The sequence below is a fragment of the Pluralibacter gergoviae ATCC 33028 = NBRC 105706 genome (genome assembly GCF_001598855.1).
Lineage (GTDB): Bacteria > Pseudomonadota > Gammaproteobacteria > Enterobacterales > Enterobacteriaceae > Pluralibacter > Pluralibacter gergoviae.
Genome location: NZ_BCZS01000020.1, coordinates 62,959 through 84,296 on the forward strand (window position 1 = coordinate 62,959; position 21,338 = coordinate 84,296).

Genomic DNA, 21,338 nt, shown 5'->3' on the forward strand with positions numbered 1-21,338 from the left:
TACAGTATAGACTGGTTTTTTATACAGTAAAGAGGCAAATTCACAATCAGAACAATTTTTTCGACCAACCCAGCTTGGAGCTCAACGTATTGAAATAGTTGTAATCTTTTGGGTGGATAAGGTTGAGGTGATAGTCGCAGCGGCGGATCAGTACATCCTCACCTTCCTGAATCGGCAGCGCTATCTGACTGTCGCAGCTGATCTCCAGGTCGTTGCGCGGATGGGCGAAGCGCAGGCGGATAGTGCTGCTGCTGTTGATCACCAGCGGGCGGGCGGTCAGGGTGTGCGGAAACATCGGCACCAGGGTGATGGCGTCCAGCGAGGGCGTCAGGATCGGGCCGCCGGCGGAGAGCGAGTAGGCGGTGGAGCCGGTCGGCGTGGAGATAATCAGGCCGTCTGAGCGCTGGGAGAAGGCGAAAATTTCGTCGATATAGACTTCGAACTCAATCATGTGCGCGACCTTGCCGGGGTGCAGCACCACCTCGTTAATCGCCGTGCTGATGCGTTTCTGGCAGTCCTGCTGGCACACCTGGGCCTCCAGCAGGAAGCGCTGCTCGGTGATATAATGTCCCTCAAGCACGTCGGCCAGCTGCTGCTGGGCGTTGTCCGGGTCAAGGTCGGTCAGAAAGCCGAGATTGCCGCGGTTAATGCCAATCACTTTGATGTCATAGCGGGCCAGCGTGCGGGCCGCGCCGAGCATATTGCCATCGCCGCCCACCACCACCGCCAGGTCCGCCTGCTGGCCAATCTCCGCCAGCGTGCCGGTGATGGCGTTCTGCAGCTGGAGCTCGCGGGCGATCTGCTGTTCAACCATCACGTTGTAGCCTTTGGAGCACAGCCAGCGCCAGAGCATTTCATGCGTGGTGAGCGCCGTGGGATGGCGTGGATGCCCGACGATACCGATGCACTTGAAATGATTGTTCATTGTCTGGGGGTCCTTGAGCCGTATGAAATGATGACAATATGCCAGCTTCCCTTGAAACGCGCGAAGCGATCCCCATAATAAGCGAAGTCAGCGAGATAAATACGAAAAAACGCGGAGAAATTCATGAGTAGTAAAGAACAGAAAACGCCTGAGGGGCAAGCCCCGGAAGAAATTATCAGGGAGCAGCAGGACGACGTCGAGGCGGTTGAGCCGCTGGACGCTGCTGAGCAGGTGGATCCGCGCGATGAAACCATTGCTAACCTGGAAAAGCAGCTTGCCGAAGCCGAAACCCGCGAGCGCGACAGCCTGCTGCGCGCCAAGGCCGAGATGGAAAACCTGCGCCGCCGCACCGAGCAGGACGTTGAGAAGGCGCACAAGTTTGCGCTGGAGAAGTTCGTCAACGACCTGCTGCCGGTGATCGACAGCCTCGATCGCGCCCTTGAAGTGGCGGACAAAAACAACGCCGAGATGGCGCCGATGGTGGAAGGCATTGAGCTGACCCTGAAGTCGATGCTCGACGTGGTGCGCAAGTATGGCGTGGAAGTGGTCGGCGACATCAACGTGCCGATGGATCCGAACGTCCATCAGGCGATTGCGATGGTGGAATCCGACGAGGTTGCGCCGGGTAACGTGCTGATGGTGATGCAGAAGGGCTACACCCTGAACGGCCGCACTATCCGCGCGGCGATGGTCTCTGTCGCCAAAGCGAAGGGCTAAGCCGCTTCGCTTTTCGTCCTCTCCCCGCGGGGAGAGGATCACTCCTTGATGCTTTCGCGCAGCGGCTTCACCGGCACCACTTTTACCTGCTTAATCATATTATCCTGCACGTCGAGAATATCGATGTCGTACTGCCCGATGCGCACGCGGGTCTCCGGCGCCGGGATCTCCTCAATCGCTTCCAGAATCATGCCGTTCACCGTGCGGGCTTCATCTTCCGGCAGGTGCCAGTTGAAGGCTTTGTTCAGCTCGCGCACGTTGGCGCTGCCGTCGATGATCACCGAGCCGTCGTTCTGCGGGGTGACCTCCTCGGCAAGCGTCGGCGACATTGAGGTGGTGAAGTCGCCGACAATCTCTTCCAGAATATCCTCAACCGTTACCAGGCCCTGAATATCGCCGTATTCGTCCACCACTAGGCCCACTTTCTTCTTATTGCGCTGAAACTTCACCAGCTGAACGCTGAGCGGGGTGCCTTCCGGGACGAAGTAGATCTCATCCGCCGCCCGCAGCATTACCTCTTTGGTGAACTCCTTTTTCTCGGTCATCAGGCGATAGGCCTCGCGCACGCGCAGCATGCTGATGGCGTCGTCCAGCGAGTCGCGGTAGAGCACAATGCGCCCGTGCGGGGAGTGGGTCAGCTGGCGGACGATAGCCTTCCAGTCGTCGTTGATGTCGATGCCGACGATTTCGTTGCGCGGCACCATGATGTCGTTGACGCTCACTTTCTCCAGGTCCAGCACCGACAGCAGCATGTCCTGGTTGCGGCGCGAAATCTGCGAGCGGGACTCGTTGACGATGGTGCGCAGCTCGTCCTTGCTCAGCGCCGAGCTGATAGCGGTATCGGCCTTAATGCCCATCATGCACATCAGGAGGCGGGTGATGGTATTGAGCAGCCACACCAGCGGCATCATCAGGATCTGCAGCGGCGCCAGCAGGAAGCTGCTGGGGTAGGCGACCTTCTCCGGATAGAGGGCGGCGATGGTTTTCGGCAGCACTTCGGCGAATACCAGCACCACGAAGGTGAGGATACCGGTGGCGATGGCCACGCCCGCGTCGCCGTAGAGGCGCATGCCGACGATGGTGCCCAGCGCCGAGGCGAGGATGTTGACGAGGTTATTGCCGATCAGCACCAGGCTTATCAGGCGATCGGGCTTGCGCAGCAGCTTTTCCACGCGCTTCGCGGCCTTGTTTCCCTGCTTGGCCATGTGGCGCAGCCGGTAGCGGTTGAGCGTCATCATGCCGGTTTCTGAACCGGAGAAGTAAGCGGAGACGAGCACCATCACGATCAGGGTAATGATGAGCGTGGTGGTTGAGATGTGTTCCAACGGAATTCCCTTATATTAGCTAACAAACTGCTGCAGAACGCGGCTGCCGAAATAGGCCAGCGTCAGCAGCCCGGCGCCGGCCATATTGAACCAGACGACGCGGCGGCCGCGCCAGCCTTCATGATAGTGGCCCCACAGCAGAACAATGTAGACAAACCAGGCGAGGATCGACAGCACCGCCTTGTCGAGATTTTCCACGCTGAACAGGTTATGCAGATAGAACAGCCCGGTGCACAGCGTGAGGGTGAGCAGCACCACGCCGACCTGGGTAATGTGAAACATTTTACGCTCAATGCTCATCAGCGGCGGCAGTTCGCTGCTGAAGGTCAGTCTTTTGTTTTTCAACTGATAGTCGATCCACGCCAGCTGCAGCGCGTAGAGGGCGGCAATAATCAGCGTCGCGTAGGCGAAAAGGGACAGGCCGATATGCACCAGCATCCCCGGCGTGGTTTCCAGATGGGTGATAAACGCATTGGGCATAAAGGTGGCGAAGGCGAGGTTTATCAGCGCAAACGTATAGACGATGGGCAGCAGCAGCCAGCCGCGGTTGCGCGAAGCGACGATGGTCATCACCGTACAGATGATAAGGCTCACCAGCGAACTGATGTTCAGCAGGCTCAGATTTTGCCCCAGACCGTCGCCGGGGAAAATGCGCGCCTGCAGGGCAAAGGCGTGGCATATGAGCGCGATAACCGCCGAAATAATCGCCATGCGCCGCCAGCCGCTATTTTTTTGCAGCAGGCCGGGAATAATCAGCGCCAGGCTGACGGAGTAGCCAACAAGGGCGAGCAGAGCAAAAACAGGCATATAGATGTCGACATAGGCGTGAGATGAAAGAGAAACAGTATACCGTTACGCGACCCGCGCTCCAACCGTTGCATCACATCCGGGCTCCGGTCGTGTTATACTCCGGCAAATTTCTGTCTATGAGTCGCTCATGCGGCCAACCGTTTCCACCTCAGGCGAGAGACAATGTTTGATAATTTAACCGATCGTTTGTCGCGTACGCTGCGCAACATCAGCGGCCGCGGACGCCTTACTGAAGACAACATTAAAGATACCCTGCGCGAAGTGCGCATGGCGCTGCTGGAGGCCGACGTTGCCCTGCCGGTAGTGCGCGACTTCATCAGCCGCGTGAAAGAGAGCGCGGTGGGGCACGAAGTGAACAAGAGCCTGACCCCCGGTCAGGAGTTCGTCAAAATTGTGCGCAACGAGCTGGTTGCGGCGATGGGCGAAGAGAACCAGAGCCTCAACCTGGCGGCCCAGCCGCCGGCCGTCGTGCTGATGGCGGGCCTGCAGGGCGCCGGTAAAACCACCAGCGTCGGCAAGCTCGGCAAGTTCCTGCGCGAGAAGCACAAGAAGAAAGTGCTGGTCGTTTCGGCGGACGTCTACCGCCCGGCGGCGATCAAGCAGCTGGAAACCCTGGCCCAGCAGGTCGGCGTCGACTTCTTCCCGTCCGACGTGGCGCAGAAGCCGGTGGACATCGTTAACGCGGCGCTGAAAGAGGCGAAGCTGAAGTTCTACGACGTGCTGCTGGTGGATACCGCCGGCCGCCTGCACGTCGATGAAGCGATGATGGACGAGATCAAGCAGGTTCACGCGGCCATCAATCCGGTCGAGACCCTGTTCGTGGTTGACGCCATGACCGGTCAGGATGCGGCCAACACGGCGAAAGCCTTTAACGAAGCGCTGCCGCTCACCGGCGTGGTGCTCACCAAAGTGGACGGCGACGCCCGCGGCGGTGCGGCGCTCTCTATTCGCCACATCACCGGCAAGCCGATTAAGTTCCTCGGCGTCGGCGAGAAAACCGAGGCCCTGGAGCCGTTCCATCCGGACCGCATCGCCTCGCGTATCCTCGGCATGGGCGACGTGCTGTCGCTTATCGAAGATATCGAGAGCAAAGTTGACCGCGCCCAGGCCGAGAAGCTCGCCAGCAAGCTGAAGAAGGGCGACGGCTTCGACCTGACCGACTTCCTCGAACAGCTGCGCCAGATGAAGAACATGGGCGGCATGGCCAGCCTGATGGGCAAGCTGCCGGGCATGGGCCAGATCCCGGACAACGTTAAAGCGCAGATGGATGACAAAGTGCTGGTGCGCATGGAGGCGATCATCAACTCGATGACCCTCAAAGAGCGCGCCAAGCCGGAGATCATCAAAGGCTCCCGCAAGCGCCGCATCGCCGCCGGCTGCGGGATGCAGGTGCAGGACGTTAACCGCCTGCTCAAGCAATTCGACGACATGCAGCGCATGATGAAGAAAATGAAGAAGGGCGGCATGGCGAAGATGATGCGCGGGATGAAGGGGATGATGCCGCCGGGCTTCCCGGGCAGGTAATCGCTCCTCGCGCAGCCAGCGGCCTTGTCGATTGGGGCGCTGAGTGCTTTAGAGATTGCTTTTTGCGCCGAAATGAGTAAAATTTTCGGGCTTTTAATATGACACCGGGCTCCGTTCCTCGATGGAGCCCGGTTGTTTTATTCACACAAGAGGATGTTATGGTAACTATTCGTTTAGCACGTCACGGCGCGAAAAAGCGTCCGTTCTACCAGGTTGTCGTTGCTGACAGCCGCAATGCACGCAACGGCCGCTTCATCGAGCGCGTTGGTTTCTTCAACCCGATCGCTGCTGCCAGCGAAGAAGAAACTCGTCTCGATCTGGATCGTATCGCTCACTGGGTTGGCCAGGGCGCTACTGTATCCGATCGCGTTGCAGCGCTGATCAAAGCCGCTAACAAAGCAGCTTAATCTGTCACGGTGGTCATGATGAGCAAGCAACTCGCCGCGAAAGCACCCGTTGAACCGATTGTTCTCGGCAAAATGGGCTCTTGCTACGGCATCCGTGGTTGGCTCAGAGTGTTTTCCTCCACCGAAGACGCCGAAAGCATTTTTGACTATCAGCCCTGGTTTATCCAGAAGGCGGGTCAGTGGCAGGAGGTCGAGCTGGAAAGCTGGCGCCACCACAATCAGGATCTGATCATCAAGCTCAAGGGCGTTGACGATCGGGATGCCGCGAATCTGCTGACCAATTGCGAAATTGTCGTTGATTCTACGCAACTGCCTCAGCTTGAAGAGGGTGACTACTACTGGAAAGACCTGATGGGCTGCCAGGTAGTGACCACTGAAGGCTATGACCTCGGTAAAGTCGTCGACATGATGGAAACCGGGTCCAATGACGTTCTGGTCATTAAGGCAAACCTGAAAGATGCGTTTGGTATCAAGGAGCGGCTGGTCCCGTTCCTCGATGGGCAGGTTATCAAGAAAGTCGATCTCACTACTCAAACCATTGAAGTAGATTGGGATCCTGGTTTTTAAATCTCCGGATTAACGGTAAAAGACGGCGCTATGTGGATTGGCATAATCAGCCTGTTTCCTGAAATGTTCCGCGCGATTACCGACTACGGGGTAACTGGCCGGGCAGTAAAAAATGGCCTGCTGAGCATCGAGAGCTGGAGTCCGCGCGATTTCGCTCATGACCGGCACCGTACCGTGGACGAACGTCCTTACGGCGGCGGACCGGGGATGCTAATGATGGTGCAGCCCCTGCGGGATGCGATTCATGCAGCAAAAGCTGCGGCTGGCGAAGGCGCGAAGGTGATCTATCTGTCACCTCAGGGACGCAAGCTTGATCAAGCGGGCGTGAGCGAGCTGGCGACAAATCAGAAGCTGATTCTGGTCTGTGGCCGCTACGAAGGGATAGACGAGCGCGTAATTCAGACCGAGATTGACGAAGAGTGGTCTATCGGCGATTACGTACTCAGCGGTGGTGAGTTACCGGCAATGACGCTGATTGACTCGGTTTCCCGGTTCATTCCGGGCGTACTGGGCCACGAAGCATCGGCAACGGAAGATTCCTTTGCTGAAGGATTTCTGGACTGTCCACACTATACCCGCCCTGAAGTGTTAGAGGGCATGGAGGTTCCGGCAGTACTGCTGTCTGGCAACCATGCAGAGATACGCCGCTGGCGTCTGAAGCAGTCGCTGGGCCGCACCTGGCTGAGAAGACCTGAACTTCTGGAAAACCTGGCTCTGACTGAAGAGCAAGCAAGGTTGCTGGCGGAGTTCAAAGCGGAACACGCACAACAGCAACATAAACATGATGGGATGGCGTAAGCCCCCGATATATCAGTTTACCCAGGATAAGAGATTAAATTATGAGCAACATTATTAAACAAATCGAACAAGAGCAGATGAAGCAGGACGTACCTTCCTTCCGTCCGGGCGATACCGTGGAAGTGAAAGTATGGGTTGTTGAAGGTTCCAAAAAACGTCTGCAGGCATTCGAGGGCGTGGTTATCGCTATCCGTAACCGCGGTCTGCATTCTGCATTCACTGTTCGCAAAATTTCCAACGGCGAAGGCGTAGAGCGTGTTTTCCAGACTCACTCTCCGGTTGTCGACAGCATTGCTGTTAAACGTCGTGGTGCCGTTCGTCAAGCTAAACTGTACTACCTGCGTGAGCGTACTGGTAAGGCTGCTCGTATCAAAGAGCGTCTTAACTAAGAACGCATTTCACGCGGCATCCAAAGCGTGCAATGAAAAAGGGGTTAGCGATAAGCTAGCCCCTTTTTTTTTTCGTTGCTGCGGTCGTCTTAGACGACGGTATCAGAAGCTGATTAGCGGATTGGTTCATTTTGAAAGGCTTCAGCCGATGATATCGATCTTACGATTTGTAAATAACACGCTACATAAAAGGTGTTAAAAGTGAAAAAAAATAAGCATGTTAATAAATTTACTGCCTGCCATCTGACCGCCGGTGAATCAATCTTCACCTGGGGTGAAGGCTACATCGGTAAAATGATGGGGCAGGGCAGGGATAAGCAGTACAACGGTGTATTAATTGTCACCGGCGTCAGGGTTGCCTTTTACCGAAAAGGTTTTTTTGGTGAGGTGATTGAAACTATACCGTTAAATGCGATCACCTCTATTGAAAGAAAATCCACGCTTGGTCACAGGGTGATAAGAATTCACACTGCCCATGATGACCTTGAGTTCAAAACGTTCAGTAAAGATTCAGAACTGTCGCTCGTTGACGCTATCGAGGTTGGACGCGGGCTCAATGCTCATATCGCCCCGGTATGTGAAGCGACAGCGGACGATCCTTATGAGCAGCTCCGAAAGTTATCGGAACTTAAAGAGGCGGGGATCATTTCTGACGAGGAGTTTCAGATCAAAAAAAGAAAATTACTGGAACTTATTTAATATTTTATTCAAATGCGAAATAAAAAACCTGCAAATGCAGGTTTTTGTCTTTTCAGGCGTTGGCCTGACTCACCACCACCGGCGCCGGCTTAACGATATAGCGCGCCAGGCTCTCGTGGGTGACAAAGGTGCAGCCGCACTGGATATTCTGGCACTGGTGGTAGCGCTCTTTGGTTTCTGCGCTCAGGTAGCGGCTGGAGCGGGCGTGGGCCGGTTTCTGGCAGATCGGGCAATGCATCATGGTGAGTTCCCCCTTTGCGTGGTGTGTAGGGGGAATATTACGCCTTTAACTTGCAAATGCAAGTTTAGATTTGAGTTTGCTCCCTTTTATTCAACAATCCCTATGGCGTCCGCCACTTTTATCTCCAGCTCAAGTGTTGTGGTGAATCCCGTGCTGTCCAGATTGTGCGTGGCTTTTGTTATAATCCAGTCTTGCTGGTTCATTATTTCCTGTCCGAATACCTTCAGCATAACCGGTGTTTCGGGGTAGAGATCGGCACGTCCTTTTGCCAGAGTGAGTTTACAAGTATAAGTTTCCCTCTGACATTTTTCCCAGGCATCTTTCGCCGCCCGTTCAGCTTGCTCCTGGCTTGCATAAAGCGTTTTTAAAGCCAGAATATTATCTTTTTTTCCAATGAGATACTCATTGTTAGCTGCTTTGGGGGGAGTACTGGTGTTTTGATGTAAGTTCTTTTTCTGCAACAGGATAACCTGCTTACTCTGTTGTAAAGGCGTCCTGGTGTCCAGCCATTGGGCAGTAACGCCTGTATAATTAAAACGATTTGCACTTTTAAATGAGTAGTTTTTACAGTCAGAGCGCAAAATAGTAATCGGTGAAATGGCCTTGCCGCTTGTAGTTGTACCTGTTCCTACTTTTAGAAAAAGCATTGTTCTATTTTTGATTGAAAACTCTGCACCGTTTCGAATAGCTAGTCGGGTAAGGAAGGCGACGTCAGATTCCTGTGACTGATCGATATGGGATACGGAAATATTCTTTAACCCGGGCGCTACGTTATAAAAAAGACCACTTTTTTCTGCGATTGTATGAACAATGTCTTCAATGGTCGTGTCGTGCCAGGAGTAATCCTTTTTGGTATTGAGATTACCATGTAGATCTGCGCTGCAGGCTTGTATCTCCATATTATCAGGAACACCGCTGTAGTTTATCCAATCTATCTTATAGGAGCCTTTATATTCCAGAATACTGCCTTTCCAGCCAAGATAAACTGCTATTAGTTTGCTTGTTTCCGGAAAGAACAGTGTGTTATCAGTATCGGAGAGCTTAATATTCAAGCTATCAGCATTAAAGCTGCGATTATCAATAAGACTAAGACTTATAAGCCGCTGCTTAAAGTAAGTGCTAATATCTTCACCGCCTAAATAGATAACGAAATCTGGCATGGCCGTTCCGGCCAAGCCATCCAGTGTCTGTCTCACTACACTGGTTGCAACGTTAATATTGCCATTTATGGTATCAATAATTGCGTTCGACATCAGCTCGCTCCCGTCATATTTGAAACTAATTCACTGAGTTGGGTACCCGCATTTTTTGCAGTAACCGCCAGTTGCTCATCAACACGAATAAGCTCAACTGTGAAGCTAATTTTACGGGGGCTACCGTCCGGTAACAGTTCAGAGCCAGTTTCAGTTACATTGCTAATCACAAACATGCCATAAATGGTGCCATTACCATCTAATAGTGGCCAGCTAAGACCGAGTTCAGCCATCTGGCGCAGCAGCGCTAGCGTTACCTTACCACCGGTGATTTCCGGGTATAGATCTCCGGTGAGATTGATTTTCTCTTGACCCTGGCCAAGATACTGATAAGCATCACGGGTTCCTATACGGCTATTAGAGTTCCAGCTGTAACTGGCATCATGCTTAAATGTTTGATAGGGCAATGTCCGGCGTTCGAAAACGAAAAAACCGAGAGCTAGCATCATAAGAGGTTTCTCCTGGGCTTTAATAGACGAGTGATGTCAGATGGTTAGAGTATTTTTCACTCTGAAATCGTTCAAGCTGGGTACGAATGTGTGAGGCAATATCCTCTGCGCTGGCCTGCTCTGCTGTTATCTGAAGAGTAATATTCTGAGTGCTCCGATCTGTAATCGTCCGACTGGCTTGCGGGATTACCGGCTGATATGCGCTGGTGCTGAGAGGAACAATCTCTTTCTGCAAATAGAAATTGTCCACGTAAGCATTATTATCACTTACTGGCAGGGTATCCGCGGTTTTCGACGTCTTATCTTTCAGATGCAGGTACTCAAGCACTGAGCTAAATGCATCTTTTACGCGTCTGATTGCCATCAAAGATTGAGTCATTGAATCGGCCAGTATTTTTCCAAGTTTTTCTCCACTGTCCCGAAATGCATCAAGTGTTTGCTGGGAGGATTTTACTGGAGTAATCAGATTGCTAAACCAGCCGGAGATACTTTGTAATCGTTCATCTAACCAGTTAAAAAGTGGTTTTAACGGTTCAAAAACTCCCTTGAAAAAAGTGCTTAACGGTTCCCAGTATTGACGGATAAGTAGAGCTGCTCCTGTTATGGCCGCGACGACGGCAACAACGGGCCATGAAAGTGTGCCTATTGCCAGCGCAACATCTTCAAAAATAGGTACCAGAAGCGAAGCTGTGGTCATAATCATATTAATTGCGGTGATTACCGGGGCTGTAACGGTTCCAATTACGCCAATGACGCTGGCGACAATGGTCGCTGCGGCTGCTATGTTGCTGAATATCTGCACCAGCTCCTGATTCTTTATGACCCAACTATCAAGTTTTAACAAAGACTCTGTCGCGGTTTGCACCAGTTGGCGCAAGGAATCGGCTTGAGGTGCAAGCCAGTCGGTGCTCAGCTTTTCTTTTGCAGCAACTAATTTAGCGATATCGTCATCCAGATTCCCCGCGTTAGGTACGGTGGCTATGGGAGAATCTATTTGATTAGCGGGAATTGCTGCCGGATTTACCGAGGCGCTATTTTTGGCATTCGCGGCAGCTCTGGGGGCAATGATCGTATTCGCAAAAGCGAATCCCCGTTCACCTCGTGATTTCACGGCTGCGGCAAGCGCAGTGCGCTGCTGGTATTGATCTTTCACTGTGCTAATCTTTTGCTTCAAGGATGTGAAACGCTTTAATTTTTCCTGCTGTTGCTCAAGATCTGCTGATGTATGCGTAATTGATTTCTGTAGCTGCAGTTCACTTTCTGCCAGATGTTGTGTATTAATGCCTGCAGCTTTCAGCTGTAAGTTCTGGCGCTGAAGTGAAAGTTGTAAATCTGTATACTTATCCGCTAAATTCCGAACATTGCTGCGGGAAGTATTCATGGCGACAATCTGCTGTCGGGATGGTTGCGACGTAGTATTAACTGCGATTGCTCGTTCCCTGGCATTCGCTTTTGCCATATTCATCGCTTTTTGCGTCTTAATAAGTTCGCGCTGTGTGACCAGTAGTTTTTCGATTTGACCGGCCTGAGCTTGTAAAGAGGCCAGCTTCTGCTGGCTAGAGTCAACGCTGTTTTCCAGTGACTGACTTGTCATCTGAAATGTTTTAAACGGCCGTTTTATCAAATCAGCCGCCTTAAGCAGCGCCTGGAGTGTTGTGATGTTACTCATTGGTTTGCCCGCTTCGTTGTAGCGCTTTTTCGCGCCAGGCTATGAGCTCGGAGAGCCTCATGGGATATAGGGCGGAAGGTGGCCAGTGGAAAATCACGGCAATATCCGCCATCAGATCATCGGCTGATAGATTGTCCGGAAACGTTACTGCGCCGACGTCGGCGACAAAAAACCGACCACCTCACCTGCCAGCGCGATTAGATCGGGAAGATCGAGAGTAGCGATTTCCTGCTCAGTCAGAGACGGTGACGTAATTCGGGGCAGGACTTTAATAAGTGCATCGACCTCAGAACCCGCGAGGGCGGCGAGACTGACGCCGCGCAGGGCCCCTGCAGTGGGTTTGATGAGTGTAATTGAATCAATGAACTGTTCACCGCGTTTAAGTGGGGTTTCCAGAGTGACGGTATGGCCTGTGATTGTGTTCATATATTTCCTGTGCTTATTATTGACGAGCCGGCCAGCAGCTATGCTGGCCGGGAACAGATTACAGTCCGATGTTGCGGCGGTGCTGTTCGAGACGGTCAACGCCGTTGATCTTCTCGATCATGTTGACGGTGTCGATCTCCACCAGCTCTTTGCCGTCGATGGTCAGCTTGAAGTAGGTGCAGACCACTGAGATTTTCGCCTCGGTGTCTTCACCCGGCTTGTTTTCGCCGGTATCGATCTCTTTCTGGCGGCCGCGCATCACGACTTCAACAGCGCTGGTATCGCCGGTGTCGTCGCGCTGGTAGGAGCCGGCGAAGCGGATCGGCACGCCGTCGATGCTGGTGGCGGCGTACATCTCCCAGATGACGGAGTCCGGGAAACCGCCGAGGGACCACTCCATGGACAGGGCATCGTCATCGAGACCCATATCAATCGGCGCGCTGCCGTTCATGCCGGCCCCGCGGTAGTTCTCAATTTTGCGGGTGAGCTTCGGCAGCGTGATGGATTTTGCGACCCCCTGGTAGCTGTAACCATTGAGGAACACGTTCATTAATTTCAATTTACGCGGCATTGCCATGGATCAGGTTCCTTATTTGCTGTTGACCGAAGAGGCCAGGTTCGCCAGGTACTTATCGGTGATGCGCTGGCGCAGGGTCAGATTTTCCAGAGGCGGAACCGGGGTATAGTCGTAGTCGATATACAGCTTGCCGGCCTTCAGGGTCTCCGCATCGTTCGCGTCCTCATCGAACCAGCAACTGGCGTCGATGATGTAGCCGTTGGTTTTCAGCTCGCGGAACTTAGCGTTAATACCGTCGATAATGTCGCGGATAAGCGTGGCAGTAACCGGCTTATCGACCGCCCACATGTGGCCTTCGGCCATGGTGTCGGCCACGATCTGCGCGGTGCGGGTGTAGTTTTCAAACTGGAATAGCGGGTCATCGGCACAGGTGCGGTTGCCCCAGAAGCGGAAGCCATCTTTGCGCACGAGGGTCGTTACGCCCGCTTCGTTCAGCAGATCGGCATCGGTACCGGACGCCTGCAGATCCCAGAAGACCGAGGCGGTCATGCCGGTTACGCCGTTGACGCCGACGTTGGACAGGGTTTTGTGCCAGCCGACGGTCTGATCGATGTAGGCGCGCAGGCCCATCGCACGAGCGGTAGCATAAGCCTGGCTGCTGGTGTTGTTAACCGTGTCCCAGCTCAGGAAATCCGGCCAAATCAGCATCAGTTCGCGCTGGCTGAAGTTTTTGCGGTAGTCGATGGCGTCGGAAACGGTTTTACATTCCCAGCCGCCAATATAGCCGAAGGCGCGCAGCTGCTGGCAAATGGCGGCCAGCGCCGTCGCCACTTCCTGGCTATCGAGCCCCGGTACGCCGAGGATGCGCGGCTTAACGCCGGTGACGGCTTCTGCACTGAGCAGGGCCTTCATGCCGGTATAGTTGCCGCTGGCATCGGTAGTGCCGATGATGTTCGAGATGGTCTGGGCCTTCGCCGCTTCTTCGTCATCACCTTTACCTTCTTCGACGCGAACCACGACGGTAACGGGTTTCGCCTGGTCGGCAATAGCCTGCAGAGAAGGGGCGAGGGTGCCCTTGGTGCCCGCTTTACCGATCGCGCTCTGCACGTTGGTGATCAGGACCGGTACGTTGAGGGGAAACATTTCTGCATCGGCGTCGCTGCCGGTACAGACCATGCCGATAACGGCGGTTGATACAGTTGAAATGACGCGGGTGCCGTCGTTAACTTCGACAACCTGTACGCCGTGGTGGTAGTCACTCATCCAATTTACTCCGTGGTGTTGGGGTGAGTGCTATTTTCCTTTTTTTTGCGGGTTGGGCTATTTGTTGGGGTTGGGGGAGAGATGGCACAACGTAGGGGGGTATTTATCTTATTAATTTTAATGACTTCAATGAAATGAGTTAAAAAAGATGGGGGGATATTGAAATTATTTTTATATAACCATTAATTAGTAGGGAATGCTGCATGTATGATCTGGATGGCAGGAATGCGCATAATTTATTTTATATGGAATAACGCCCGATAGAAATCATCGGGCATCATAGTTTTGAGGTGTCTTAATGATGAGCGCTGTTAAATGTTTGGTTTAGTCGGCCAGTTGATGTTCGGTGTTGTACTAATATTCACTCGATTCAGAAGAACCCTATACTTTTTCCATGTTAGCAACTGTTCTCTTTCACCATCTGTTGCAATATCAAGATCCATTGCATCCTGTAAGGGCAATATGATTGAGTTAACTTCAGCCATTAGTTGATTTTTCATTTTCCTTGCTTTTTCTATCAGATTTTCCTGAGAAGGTGCTGGAGGATCTGATAGAACTGGATAACCATGGTTATCATATGTTATGATTTTTCCTTTGGATTGACCTGATAATAATTTCCTGTGCTCTTCATCAGTAATTTGAACTGCATTATCAGGCCATTGTGTATAATCATGTCGCATTGAGTCATGATAAAATCCACCAGTTTTTTTACTATAAAAATAACCCATTATTATCTCTCCTTACCAGCCAATAGCAATCCAGTCGGCGCCAATTTCTTCTTTGTAGACATGGGCAGTAAAACCCCATTGGTCTCTTCCGGTAGCACTAATGTTTGATGTGCTATCTGCACCATGATAAGAATTGTTCTGGCTTAAACATACTGCAGCGCAGGCGTTTGGAAAACCGATTGGGAAATTAACTCGAAGATCGTCTCCTGTTCCAACGCTTCCAAACTGAATAATTAAACCGGTGCTTGCGCATTTCCACCAACCGGGCCATCCCATCCCAGCAGTTGATACTTTGGAGAATGTTCCGTTTACATAATCCCATGTGGCTCTATTATTGATATCATTATCTCTGGCAGTAAGATTTACTTGAATTGCATCCCATAGCCACTGTCCGGAGGGATTCCATCTGGTTCCCCAAATGTTTCCGTCAGTAGTCATATAAGCATTTCCAGAATAAACTGCATTTGTAGAGTGAATATCACCGTGTACGGTAATCCATTCAGGATGAATCTCTGTAATTTTAATTCCATTAGCGACTAGATAAAAGGCTCCATCTTCCTCTTGTTGAATACCAGTATCATTATCTCCAAGAGTAATTGAGCTTCCGGACAAAATATTTTCAGTATTAACACCAAAGGATGATGTTTGTGGCAAGTTTAGCTTGCCGGTCATTGTGTCACCGGCTTTGCTCACTGCTCCTACATCAGTGGCGGTGGGAATATTAGCTGAGTTATAATCAATGACCCAGGATACCTCAGTTGAAGGGCCTTTTGTCCAGTTTTGCCGATATGCAATTTCACCATGATGTGAATAATAGTGTTGAAGCCAAGTGTCTCCCTCTATTTTAACAAATAAAAATCCAAAGGCATATAAAGCATCACCATTTTTGTTTTTCGGAAAGTCTGAGATGGTATCACTTTTTGTTACGGCAACCTGCCACCAGCCTGATTGATTTGCTGCGGCCATAGTCATTCCATCTTTAATCTGTCCCCGAATTTTAATGGGAAAGGCGCCTAAATCATCTGGCGATAAAGTAATGTCAGTAGACAGAGGGTGTCCGTTGATTTTACGCGTAGAGGGTACTCTTCCATTAGCATTAGTATTTACGGCCTTTACGGCCTTGGGCGTAGCAGCCAACGATTCCGAATCACTATCTGTAGCACTGCTCAGTTGAGTAAACCCTTTCTCCTTAAGCGTTGCATCCGGATGACGTCGTGACTTTTCATGCTCTGCAATTTTGTCATCAACATAATCCTGAGAAGCCATCACAGTGGTTGAGTCAATTGTGAGATCGACAGAAGCAATATCTGAAAGCATAATAACCATGCGCACTGTTTGCGCCCGGCCTGAGCCCTCTTCAAGCTTTGGTTTGTAGCTTTCAGCCATGTTTCCGACAGCCAGTAGGGTTCCTGCATCATCATAAATCCCCATTTCTCGCATCCAGAACCCTCCCGTTTCAGGTGGAATGATCAGTTCTGCGATAACGTAGTTTTTATGCTGATTATCCTGACTGATTTTATTCAAAGCATGGCGCCAGACTTCCTTCACCAGCTTTGTTTGATTGGCATCGGGTTCAGGTAGTTTGCCATTACCATCGCCAACGGCCATCTCAGTAATATTGACTTTCTTGCCACCGGAAGTTAGCGCTGCAGCAAACTTTTCTGCACCGGCTTTAGTTACAATTGTTCTAAATTTCGTTGCCATATTTATCTCACTTAACCTGGGTAAACAGTGATGATGTTACCGTCGTAATTCAGGGCACCGGTGTATAAGAAACCGGTGACATCCTGGATAATATTAAGACCAATTAAATGTCTGCTTGCAGGTTTAGCATCAGCAATAACCCGCTCCATCTCCTGATACATCTCTTCACTAATGCCAGTGTCGAGGACGCCGATATCAAGACGAAATGTGCCCGCAGGATCGTCAGTTTCCCACCACTCTGTAACTTTGAGCAGATAACCTAAAGGTTCAACAACACGTCTAATTGCTCCAATAGTGCCTTTGTGGCTATGGATAAAAAACGCATTACGGATCACTTCACGCTTCGTTTCTGTTGGCCAGTTTTCATCCCACCGGTCAACGGAGAACGCCCATGCAAGCCAGGGTAAAAGTTCGTCAGGGCATGTTTGCGGATCCCACAGCTGGCGTAAGGGAACCGGGATCGTTTCTATCCCGGCAGCCGCTTGAGTAGCAGCTATCTCTAATGATGACGACCCAACGGGTAAGAGGCGAGATTCACTCATCCGAGCCCCCATTCGCTATCTTGTAGTCGGTACACCAGGATGCCTGTGAACTATCCAGCACGATATCCTTTTCCGGGGCCGTCAGTTCTACGCGTTGAACTCCCTCTACATGCAGTGCGGCATAGATTGCTGATTTGCGGATATCTCGGCCAAGTCGGTGCTGCGAATTGATATAGGCTTTCAGCTGAGCCTCTGCTGTTTTACGGATCGGTTCTGCTTCCGGACCGGGATAGAAGTAGAGAGTGGCATCAATTGTGTACGGCACTATTTTTGCGCTTTGTACTGTTACCCGATCAGCCACGGGGCGAACATTTTCTTCATTGAGCGCCTTCTCGACGATATTCAGTAGCTCTTTGCTGGCGGTACCATCGCCGTCGCGTGCCAGTACGCTTATCGTAATATTGGCGGGCTCAGGGCTAATGACAGATATGTCTGCTACTCGACCATCAGCGCTACGGCCATGATATTCATAGGAGCCTGTTGGCCCGGCTACGCTCAGACTTTCAAACGCCTGCTGTGCCCGCAGGCGAAGATCCGTATCGGACTCCATCACCGGCGGCGTAGGCGGAATGGTGGTATCGTCGCCCGGCGCGATAGTCAGCCGTTCGGTATTGTTGTTGGCCGCCATCACATCGAGATCGCTTCCCTGCGCATAGGCCAGCATCACCGCCCGGGCGGCTTCGTTAACCCGCTGGCGCAGCAGGACTTCGCGATAGGCGTTCTCTTCCAGAAACTTGGTCAGAGGCTCAGACTCCAGCGCCAGCGTGCGGCTTACCGCCTCCTGCTGGTCCTCCGGCAGCAGAGAGATGAGCCGGGCTTTACGTTCGGCAAGAATGTTTTCATAGTCCAGCTCCTCGACCACATCGGGGGAGGGCAGCTGGCTCAGGTCAATAATCGGCATGATTTAACTCACTGAAAGGGTTAATGAAAGGGATTCGCCGCTGCTGCGCAGCTCGCCTTCGAGATTGACGACCATCTGGCCGTTAAACTGACGTTCTGTTGTTACGGCGCTGAGCTGGACGCGCGGCTCCCACTGGAGAACGGCCATATAGCAGGCGACCATGATCTGTAGCTCCAGCGCGGGGGTTTGCGGCTGGTCAATCATTGCCGACAGCAGCGAGCCATACTGGCGGCGCATCACCCGCGACCCCACCGGCGTGCGTAAAATGTCGCTGAGGCTCTGTCGGATATGATCCGTGTCGGTCAGTGAACGGCCGCTGCTGCGGTTCATGCCGAGATAGCGAATGCTCATAGTGGTGCTCCTGTTTTGCCGCCGCTGTCGCCCGGATGGAGGTGGGTGTGCAGGACCTTACCGTTGGACGACAGCGCGCCGCCTTCGTGGGTTATGTTCCCCTGCATCGTACCGCCCTGCTGAACCTCCAGCGTGGCAGTGATTAGCTTGTGGGTGCAGACCACCTCGGGCGCGTCCAGCGTGATGCGGCTGCTGGCGTTGACGGTGACCTGTGGGACCGTCACCGTGACGGATTCGGAGGCGGCGATCTGCGCGGTTTTAATACCTGATACCGCGAGCGCGCCGGTCTCCGGCTCGTATTCAAAAACGGCGCCGTCGGGAAAGACGATGCGGTGCGCGTTTGCGGAGGCCGACGGCGCCGGGGCGTCATCAGAGAAGATACCCGGCAGGATAAATGCCGTATCCAGCTCGCCGCCGATGGCCAGCAGCAGCACCTGCTCGCCGATGGAGGGTGCCCACCAGCTGCGGGCTTTTCCCGCCCGCTGGGTCAGCCACGGGAGCCAGTCGGTCAGCAGGCCGCCGCTCTGCACCCGGCAGCGGCCGCGCTGCAGGTCAATTTCGCTGATGACGCCGATGCGGATAACGTTGCGCATCAGGCGGCTAAGGTCGTAAATGTTGTCGTATATATTCATAGGAGAAGGATGCCGTTGAGGGGTTGTCGTCGCAATCAGATGCCATTCGCCGGTCGGCTACACAACAGTCGGGGCAGTTATTCCGCCCAGCGGCTCACCAGTTCGCCGTGCACGTACAGCTCTTTGGGCCGGGTGACCGGTGGCTCAGGCAGCGGTTCGGGTAAATCGGTGGCGTAAAGCGCTCCGTCACTTTCGGTGACCAGGGTGCGCTCGGTGAGCTGCAGGGTCAGGGTGAGGTTCTGGCCGCCCTCTTCGCTGCTTTCGGCACGCCAGCTGAAGCCGCTTTTTTGCTCCTCGCCGCGGGTCATAATGTCCGGCTGGTTATCGCGCAGCCACGCGATGACCGGCACCAGCAGCGTATTGATATCCTCCTTAAATCCCTCCAGCCGCAGGGTGAGGGGATACTGCTTCTCATAGGAAAGCGAGGTGGCTGCGGTCGTCACGACGGTGCCGCCGGTTACGCTTACGGTCAGCATGTCGGGATTGGCGGCAACCGCAGGGACGGCTTTAAGCAGCGCGTCGCGAAGGCTAGCGGGTTTCATCATGGTCTTGCTCCTGGCAGTGTTTGATCATTTCAATCTGGATAGCGCAGCGCGCGAGCGCCTGCTCAAGCTGGCGAATGTCGGCGCTCAGGTCGCCGTTAGTGGTCGGGCTGCTTGCCGGCATCGGGCAGAGCGTCACCGGCGGGCAGCGGTTGTAGACAGCGACCGGCGGAGGCGCAGGCGGGGCGCTGGTGCATCCGGCGCACAGCATCAGGAAGAGCGCTGCCGTACCAGCGGCGCGCGTCGCTATTTTCATTAAGTAGCCTCGCAATCGTCTGTTCCCGGCGCGCGGAGGCGTCCGCCGCCGCGTTGAGTTTTTGCCGCCACGCCTGCTGGAGGGCATCGCTGCGTTTTAGCCTGTCGTCGAGGGCGGCACGCTCGGCGTTTAGCCGATCGAGATTGAGCTTCTGCGCGCCCGCCAGCTGGCTGGCTTCCTTCAGATCGCGCCTGAGCCTGTTGTTTTCAATCCGGGTAAACAGCAGGGCCAGAGTGGCGGCGAGCAGCAGGACAATAGCGATCCTCATGACGCCCCCTGCAGGCACCGGGCGCGTTCGCGCTGGCGCCGTTTTTCGAGACCGGGGCTTTTTACGCCGTTGATATACACCCAGCGCGGCAGCTGCTCGCAGGCCTGGCGCCACTGGCGGGCATTGAGCAGGGCCGTCAGCGTCGAGCGGCAGGCGGCGCCTGCGCCAACGTTAAAGGTGAAGCTGACCAGCGCGTCGTAGACAGGCTGCGGCATCTGTACAGGAATACAGCGCTTCAGGCGCTGTTCAACCTGAATCACGTCAGCCACCAGGTTGACAGCTGCCTCGCGCTCGTTAATGGTCCTGTGCGGCACGACACCCGCCGTGTGGCCGATGCCCGATGTCCATACGCCGGCGCTGCAGCGGTAGGGGCGCAGCCGGCATCCCTCAAGATCGGCCAGCAGAGCCAGCCCCTCCGGCGAGGTGTGGAGCCGGTGATAGTCCGGGACCAGCGCGGCGAGTGCCAGCACGGCCGCTGCCGCGCAGCGGGTGGCTACTTTGTTCATCGCCTCTCCTTTTTGTCGCGCAGCTCGGCCAGGTAGCGCCAGGTTTTATGGCGATACCAGAAGTTGACCAGCGCAGTGAAGATGGCGCACAGGCTGCCCGTCAGCAGGGCCAGCTTTTCCGCCGTCTGTACGCCAAAAAAGGCCAGCAGCATCGATAGCCAGTAGGTAAGGAAAGTGCTGATTTTGTCGACGCTCAATCCCATAGGTTGATGCTCTCGGCGGTCGGCGCGCTCTGCACCTGCGGAAGCTCGACGGCGGTGCCGTAAGGAATAAGCGGACCGGCGTCGGCCAGGCCCGGATTGGCGGCAAGCACTGTTTCAAAAACGCCGGCGCTGCGTCCGTAGTAACGAACGCAAATAACATCGAGGGTGTCCCCCTGTTGTGCGATTACCTGCATCTGTTTAGCCTCGCTGTGGGTGAGAAAAGGGTATGCAGATAGTGTCTTCGGGAAGAGGGAGAAGGGCCATTGATGCGGGGCGGGTCATCCCTGGCACAACAGCGCCAGGGGAGTTCAGTGCTTTATACTGACGAGGTTTTGACGTTAGCTCCTTTTCATTCCGCTTTGTAAAACAGCGTGTCGTCAGGTTCGCTATTTTCACTGTTCGCCAGATCGGCAATCAGGCTTAAGGCGAGCTTGAGATCCGTAGGCTTGCAGTTGGCTAGCAGAGAAACCTCTGCGATAAATTGCACGCACGCCCATCTGTACTGCGTCCGGTTGACCTGTTCCCCAACCATGAATCTCTCCTATACGGTTACTGTATATTTATACAGTGTGCGCCGGGAGACCGGTAGAGATCAAGGGGTGAAAGTCCCCGACCATTGAAGGACCAGCAATCCACAAGGTCCCCGAGTCATGCGTTGCATACCGCGAGGTATGGGGCGAAGCGTTGACAGGGGTGTTGACAGGCCAGCCATTGAGCCACGAAATC

30 protein-coding genes and 1 pseudogene are annotated in these 21,338 nt (G+C 53.6%); 7 read left to right on the top strand and 24 right to left on the bottom strand.

Translation table 11 applies throughout. The features are described 5' to 3' along the window. Positions 1-46: 46 nt before the first annotated feature. Positions 47-925, bottom strand: coding sequence for an NAD(+) kinase (gene nadK, locus ENGE1_RS18335; RefSeq protein ID WP_043082435.1), 879 nt, complete (start codon positions 923-925; stop codon positions 47-49). 123 nt (positions 926-1,048) lie between these two features. Here nadK and grpE point away from each other — a divergent pair, with 123 nt between their 5' ends. Beyond that, positions 1,049-1,642, top strand: coding sequence for a nucleotide exchange factor GrpE (gene grpE / locus ENGE1_RS18340; protein WP_048253288.1), 594 nt, complete (start codon positions 1,049-1,051; stop codon positions 1,640-1,642). Between the two features lie 38 nt (positions 1,643-1,680). Here grpE and ENGE1_RS18345 read toward each other — a convergent pair whose 3' ends face one another. Together ENGE1_RS18345 and ENGE1_RS18350 are read right to left on the bottom strand one after the other, a co-directional pair. Continuing rightward, the gene (locus ENGE1_RS18345) at positions 1,681-2,967 is read right to left on the bottom strand and encodes an HlyC/CorC family transporter (RefSeq protein WP_064360667.1); all 1,287 of its coding nucleotides are present in this window, start codon (positions 2,965-2,967) and stop codon (positions 1,681-1,683) included. 15 nt (positions 2,968-2,982) lie between these two features. Continuing rightward, positions 2,983-3,774, bottom strand: a complete 792-nt coding sequence (locus ENGE1_RS18350) for a cytochrome C assembly family protein (RefSeq protein ID WP_043082438.1) — start codon at positions 3,772-3,774, stop codon at positions 2,983-2,985. A 165-nt stretch (positions 3,775-3,939) separates the two neighbouring features. Between ENGE1_RS18350 and ffh the strand changes: the two genes are divergently transcribed. From ffh to ENGE1_RS18375, 6 genes are all read left to right on the top strand, one after another. Beyond that, positions 3,940-5,301, top strand: coding sequence for a signal recognition particle protein (gene ffh, locus ENGE1_RS18355; protein ID WP_043082439.1), 1,362 nt, complete (start codon positions 3,940-3,942; stop codon positions 5,299-5,301). Positions 5,302-5,459: 158 nt separating this feature from the next. After that, positions 5,460-5,708 carry a 30S ribosomal protein S16 gene (rpsP, locus tag ENGE1_RS27140; RefSeq protein WP_071883345.1) on the top strand — a complete coding sequence of 83 codons (249 nt, stop codon included), beginning with the start codon at positions 5,460-5,462 and terminating at the stop codon, positions 5,706-5,708. A gap of 18 nt (positions 5,709-5,726) precedes the next feature. After that, positions 5,727-6,275 carry a ribosome maturation factor RimM gene (gene rimM, locus ENGE1_RS18360; RefSeq protein WP_043086446.1) on the top strand — a complete coding sequence of 183 codons (549 nt, stop codon included), beginning with the start codon at positions 5,727-5,729 and terminating at the stop codon, positions 6,273-6,275. Positions 6,276-6,305: 30 nt separating this feature from the next. Continuing rightward, complete coding sequence (gene trmD, locus ENGE1_RS18365; protein WP_043082440.1) at positions 6,306-7,073, top strand: tRNA (guanosine(37)-N1)-methyltransferase TrmD; 768 nt, start codon at positions 6,306-6,308, stop codon at positions 7,071-7,073. Between the two features lie 41 nt (positions 7,074-7,114). Next, the gene (gene rplS, locus ENGE1_RS18370; RefSeq protein WP_043086447.1) at positions 7,115-7,462 is read left to right on the top strand and encodes a 50S ribosomal protein L19; all 348 of its coding nucleotides are present in this window, start codon (positions 7,115-7,117) and stop codon (positions 7,460-7,462) included. Positions 7,463-7,663: 201 nt separating this feature from the next. Then, entirely contained in the window at positions 7,664-8,161 is a 498-nt protein-coding gene (locus tag ENGE1_RS18375; protein WP_043082441.1) for an SHOCT domain-containing protein, read from the top strand. Positions 8,162-8,213: 52 nt separating this feature from the next. Here the strand turns inward: ENGE1_RS18375 and ENGE1_RS18380 are convergent, their stop codons facing one another. From ENGE1_RS18380 to ENGE1_RS18465, 21 genes and pseudogenes are all read right to left on the bottom strand, one after another. Then, the gene (locus tag ENGE1_RS18380) at positions 8,214-8,402 is read right to left on the bottom strand and encodes an ogr/Delta-like zinc finger family protein (protein WP_048253285.1); all 189 of its coding nucleotides are present in this window, start codon (positions 8,400-8,402) and stop codon (positions 8,214-8,216) included. 86 nt (positions 8,403-8,488) lie between these two features. Continuing rightward, complete coding sequence (locus tag ENGE1_RS18385) at positions 8,489-9,655, bottom strand: contractile injection system protein, VgrG/Pvc8 family (RefSeq protein ID WP_053075573.1); 1,167 nt, start codon at positions 9,653-9,655, stop codon at positions 8,489-8,491. Further along, on the bottom strand, positions 9,655-10,104 hold the full coding sequence (locus ENGE1_RS18390) for a phage tail protein (protein WP_053075572.1): 450 nt from the start codon (positions 10,102-10,104) through the stop codon (positions 9,655-9,657). The genes ENGE1_RS18385 and ENGE1_RS18390 overlap by 1 nt, the downstream gene beginning before the upstream one ends. 19 nt (positions 10,105-10,123) lie before the next feature. Continuing rightward, the gene (locus tag ENGE1_RS18395; RefSeq protein ID WP_053075571.1) at positions 10,124-11,773 is read right to left on the bottom strand and encodes a phage tail tape measure protein; all 1,650 of its coding nucleotides are present in this window, start codon (positions 11,771-11,773) and stop codon (positions 10,124-10,126) included. Next, positions 11,766-11,885, bottom strand: a complete 120-nt coding sequence (locus tag ENGE1_RS27145) for a GpE family phage tail protein (RefSeq protein ID WP_072065272.1) — start codon at positions 11,883-11,885, stop codon at positions 11,766-11,768. The genes ENGE1_RS18395 and ENGE1_RS27145 overlap by 8 nt, the downstream gene beginning before the upstream one ends. Positions 11,886-11,917: 32 nt before the next feature. Further along, a complete protein-coding gene (locus ENGE1_RS18400; protein WP_048253284.1) occupies positions 11,918-12,199 on the bottom strand; it encodes a phage tail assembly protein in 282 nt (93 codons plus the stop codon). Between the two features lie 58 nt (positions 12,200-12,257). Continuing rightward, positions 12,258-12,776: a phage major tail tube protein gene (locus tag ENGE1_RS18405; RefSeq protein ID WP_043082447.1), complete on the bottom strand. Its 519-nt coding sequence runs from the start codon at positions 12,774-12,776 to the stop codon at positions 12,258-12,260. A 12-nt stretch (positions 12,777-12,788) separates the two neighbouring features. Beyond that, positions 12,789-13,979, bottom strand: coding sequence for a phage tail sheath protein (locus ENGE1_RS18410; RefSeq protein ID WP_048253283.1), 1,191 nt, complete (start codon positions 13,977-13,979; stop codon positions 12,789-12,791). A 311-nt stretch (positions 13,980-14,290) separates the two neighbouring features. Further along, entirely contained in the window at positions 14,291-14,707 is a 417-nt protein-coding gene (locus ENGE1_RS27150) for a tail fiber assembly protein (protein WP_072065271.1), read from the bottom strand. 12 nt (positions 14,708-14,719) lie between these two features. Continuing rightward, positions 14,720-16,411: a phage tail protein gene (locus ENGE1_RS28070; protein WP_080964548.1), complete on the bottom strand. Its 1,692-nt coding sequence runs from the start codon at positions 16,409-16,411 to the stop codon at positions 14,720-14,722. A gap of 11 nt (positions 16,412-16,422) precedes the next feature. After that, positions 16,423-16,953: a phage tail protein I gene (locus ENGE1_RS18415; RefSeq protein ID WP_048253417.1), complete on the bottom strand. Its 531-nt coding sequence runs from the start codon at positions 16,951-16,953 to the stop codon at positions 16,423-16,425. After that, positions 16,946-17,854, bottom strand: coding sequence for a baseplate assembly protein (locus ENGE1_RS18420; RefSeq protein WP_048253282.1), 909 nt, complete (start codon positions 17,852-17,854; stop codon positions 16,946-16,948). Before ENGE1_RS18420 ends, ENGE1_RS18415 begins: the two co-directional genes overlap by 8 nt. Before the next feature lie 3 nt (positions 17,855-17,857). Then, positions 17,858-18,205, bottom strand: a complete 348-nt coding sequence (locus ENGE1_RS18425; protein ID WP_043082450.1) for a GPW/gp25 family protein — start codon at positions 18,203-18,205, stop codon at positions 17,858-17,860. Further along, entirely contained in the window at positions 18,202-18,837 is a 636-nt protein-coding gene (locus tag ENGE1_RS18430) for a phage baseplate assembly protein V (protein WP_048253281.1), read from the bottom strand. The genes ENGE1_RS18425 and ENGE1_RS18430 overlap by 4 nt, the downstream gene beginning before the upstream one ends. A gap of 77 nt (positions 18,838-18,914) precedes the next feature. Then, positions 18,915-19,382 (bottom strand): phage tail protein, encoded by a 468-nt coding sequence (locus ENGE1_RS18435; RefSeq protein ID WP_048253280.1) that lies wholly within the window; start codon positions 19,380-19,382, stop codon positions 18,915-18,917. After that, on the bottom strand, positions 19,366-19,635 hold the full coding sequence (gene lysC, locus ENGE1_RS29075; RefSeq protein ID WP_218016959.1) for an Rz1-like lysis system protein LysC: 270 nt from the start codon (positions 19,633-19,635) through the stop codon (positions 19,366-19,368). The genes ENGE1_RS18435 and lysC overlap by 17 nt, the downstream gene beginning before the upstream one ends. After that, positions 19,556-19,903: pseudogene (locus ENGE1_RS29250) on the bottom strand (Rz-like lysis system protein LysB); the annotation flags it as partial. The pseudogene ENGE1_RS29250 and the gene lysC, both read right to left, overlap by 80 nt. Beyond that, the gene (locus tag ENGE1_RS18450; RefSeq protein WP_048253277.1) at positions 19,900-20,409 is read right to left on the bottom strand and encodes a lysozyme; all 510 of its coding nucleotides are present in this window, start codon (positions 20,407-20,409) and stop codon (positions 19,900-19,902) included. The pseudogene ENGE1_RS29250 and the gene ENGE1_RS18450, both read right to left, overlap by 4 nt. Continuing rightward, a complete protein-coding gene (locus ENGE1_RS18455; RefSeq protein ID WP_043082456.1) occupies positions 20,406-20,612 on the bottom strand; it encodes a phage holin family protein in 207 nt (68 codons plus the stop codon). Before ENGE1_RS18455 ends, ENGE1_RS18450 begins: the two co-directional genes overlap by 4 nt. After that, positions 20,603-20,806, bottom strand: coding sequence for a tail protein X (locus tag ENGE1_RS18460; protein WP_048253276.1), 204 nt, complete (start codon positions 20,804-20,806; stop codon positions 20,603-20,605). Before ENGE1_RS18460 ends, ENGE1_RS18455 begins: the two co-directional genes overlap by 10 nt. Positions 20,807-20,961: 155 nt before the next feature. Then, positions 20,962-21,144, bottom strand: a complete 183-nt coding sequence (locus tag ENGE1_RS18465) for a hypothetical protein (RefSeq protein ID WP_043082458.1) — start codon at positions 21,142-21,144, stop codon at positions 20,962-20,964. Between the last annotated feature and the right edge of the window lie 194 nt (positions 21,145-21,338).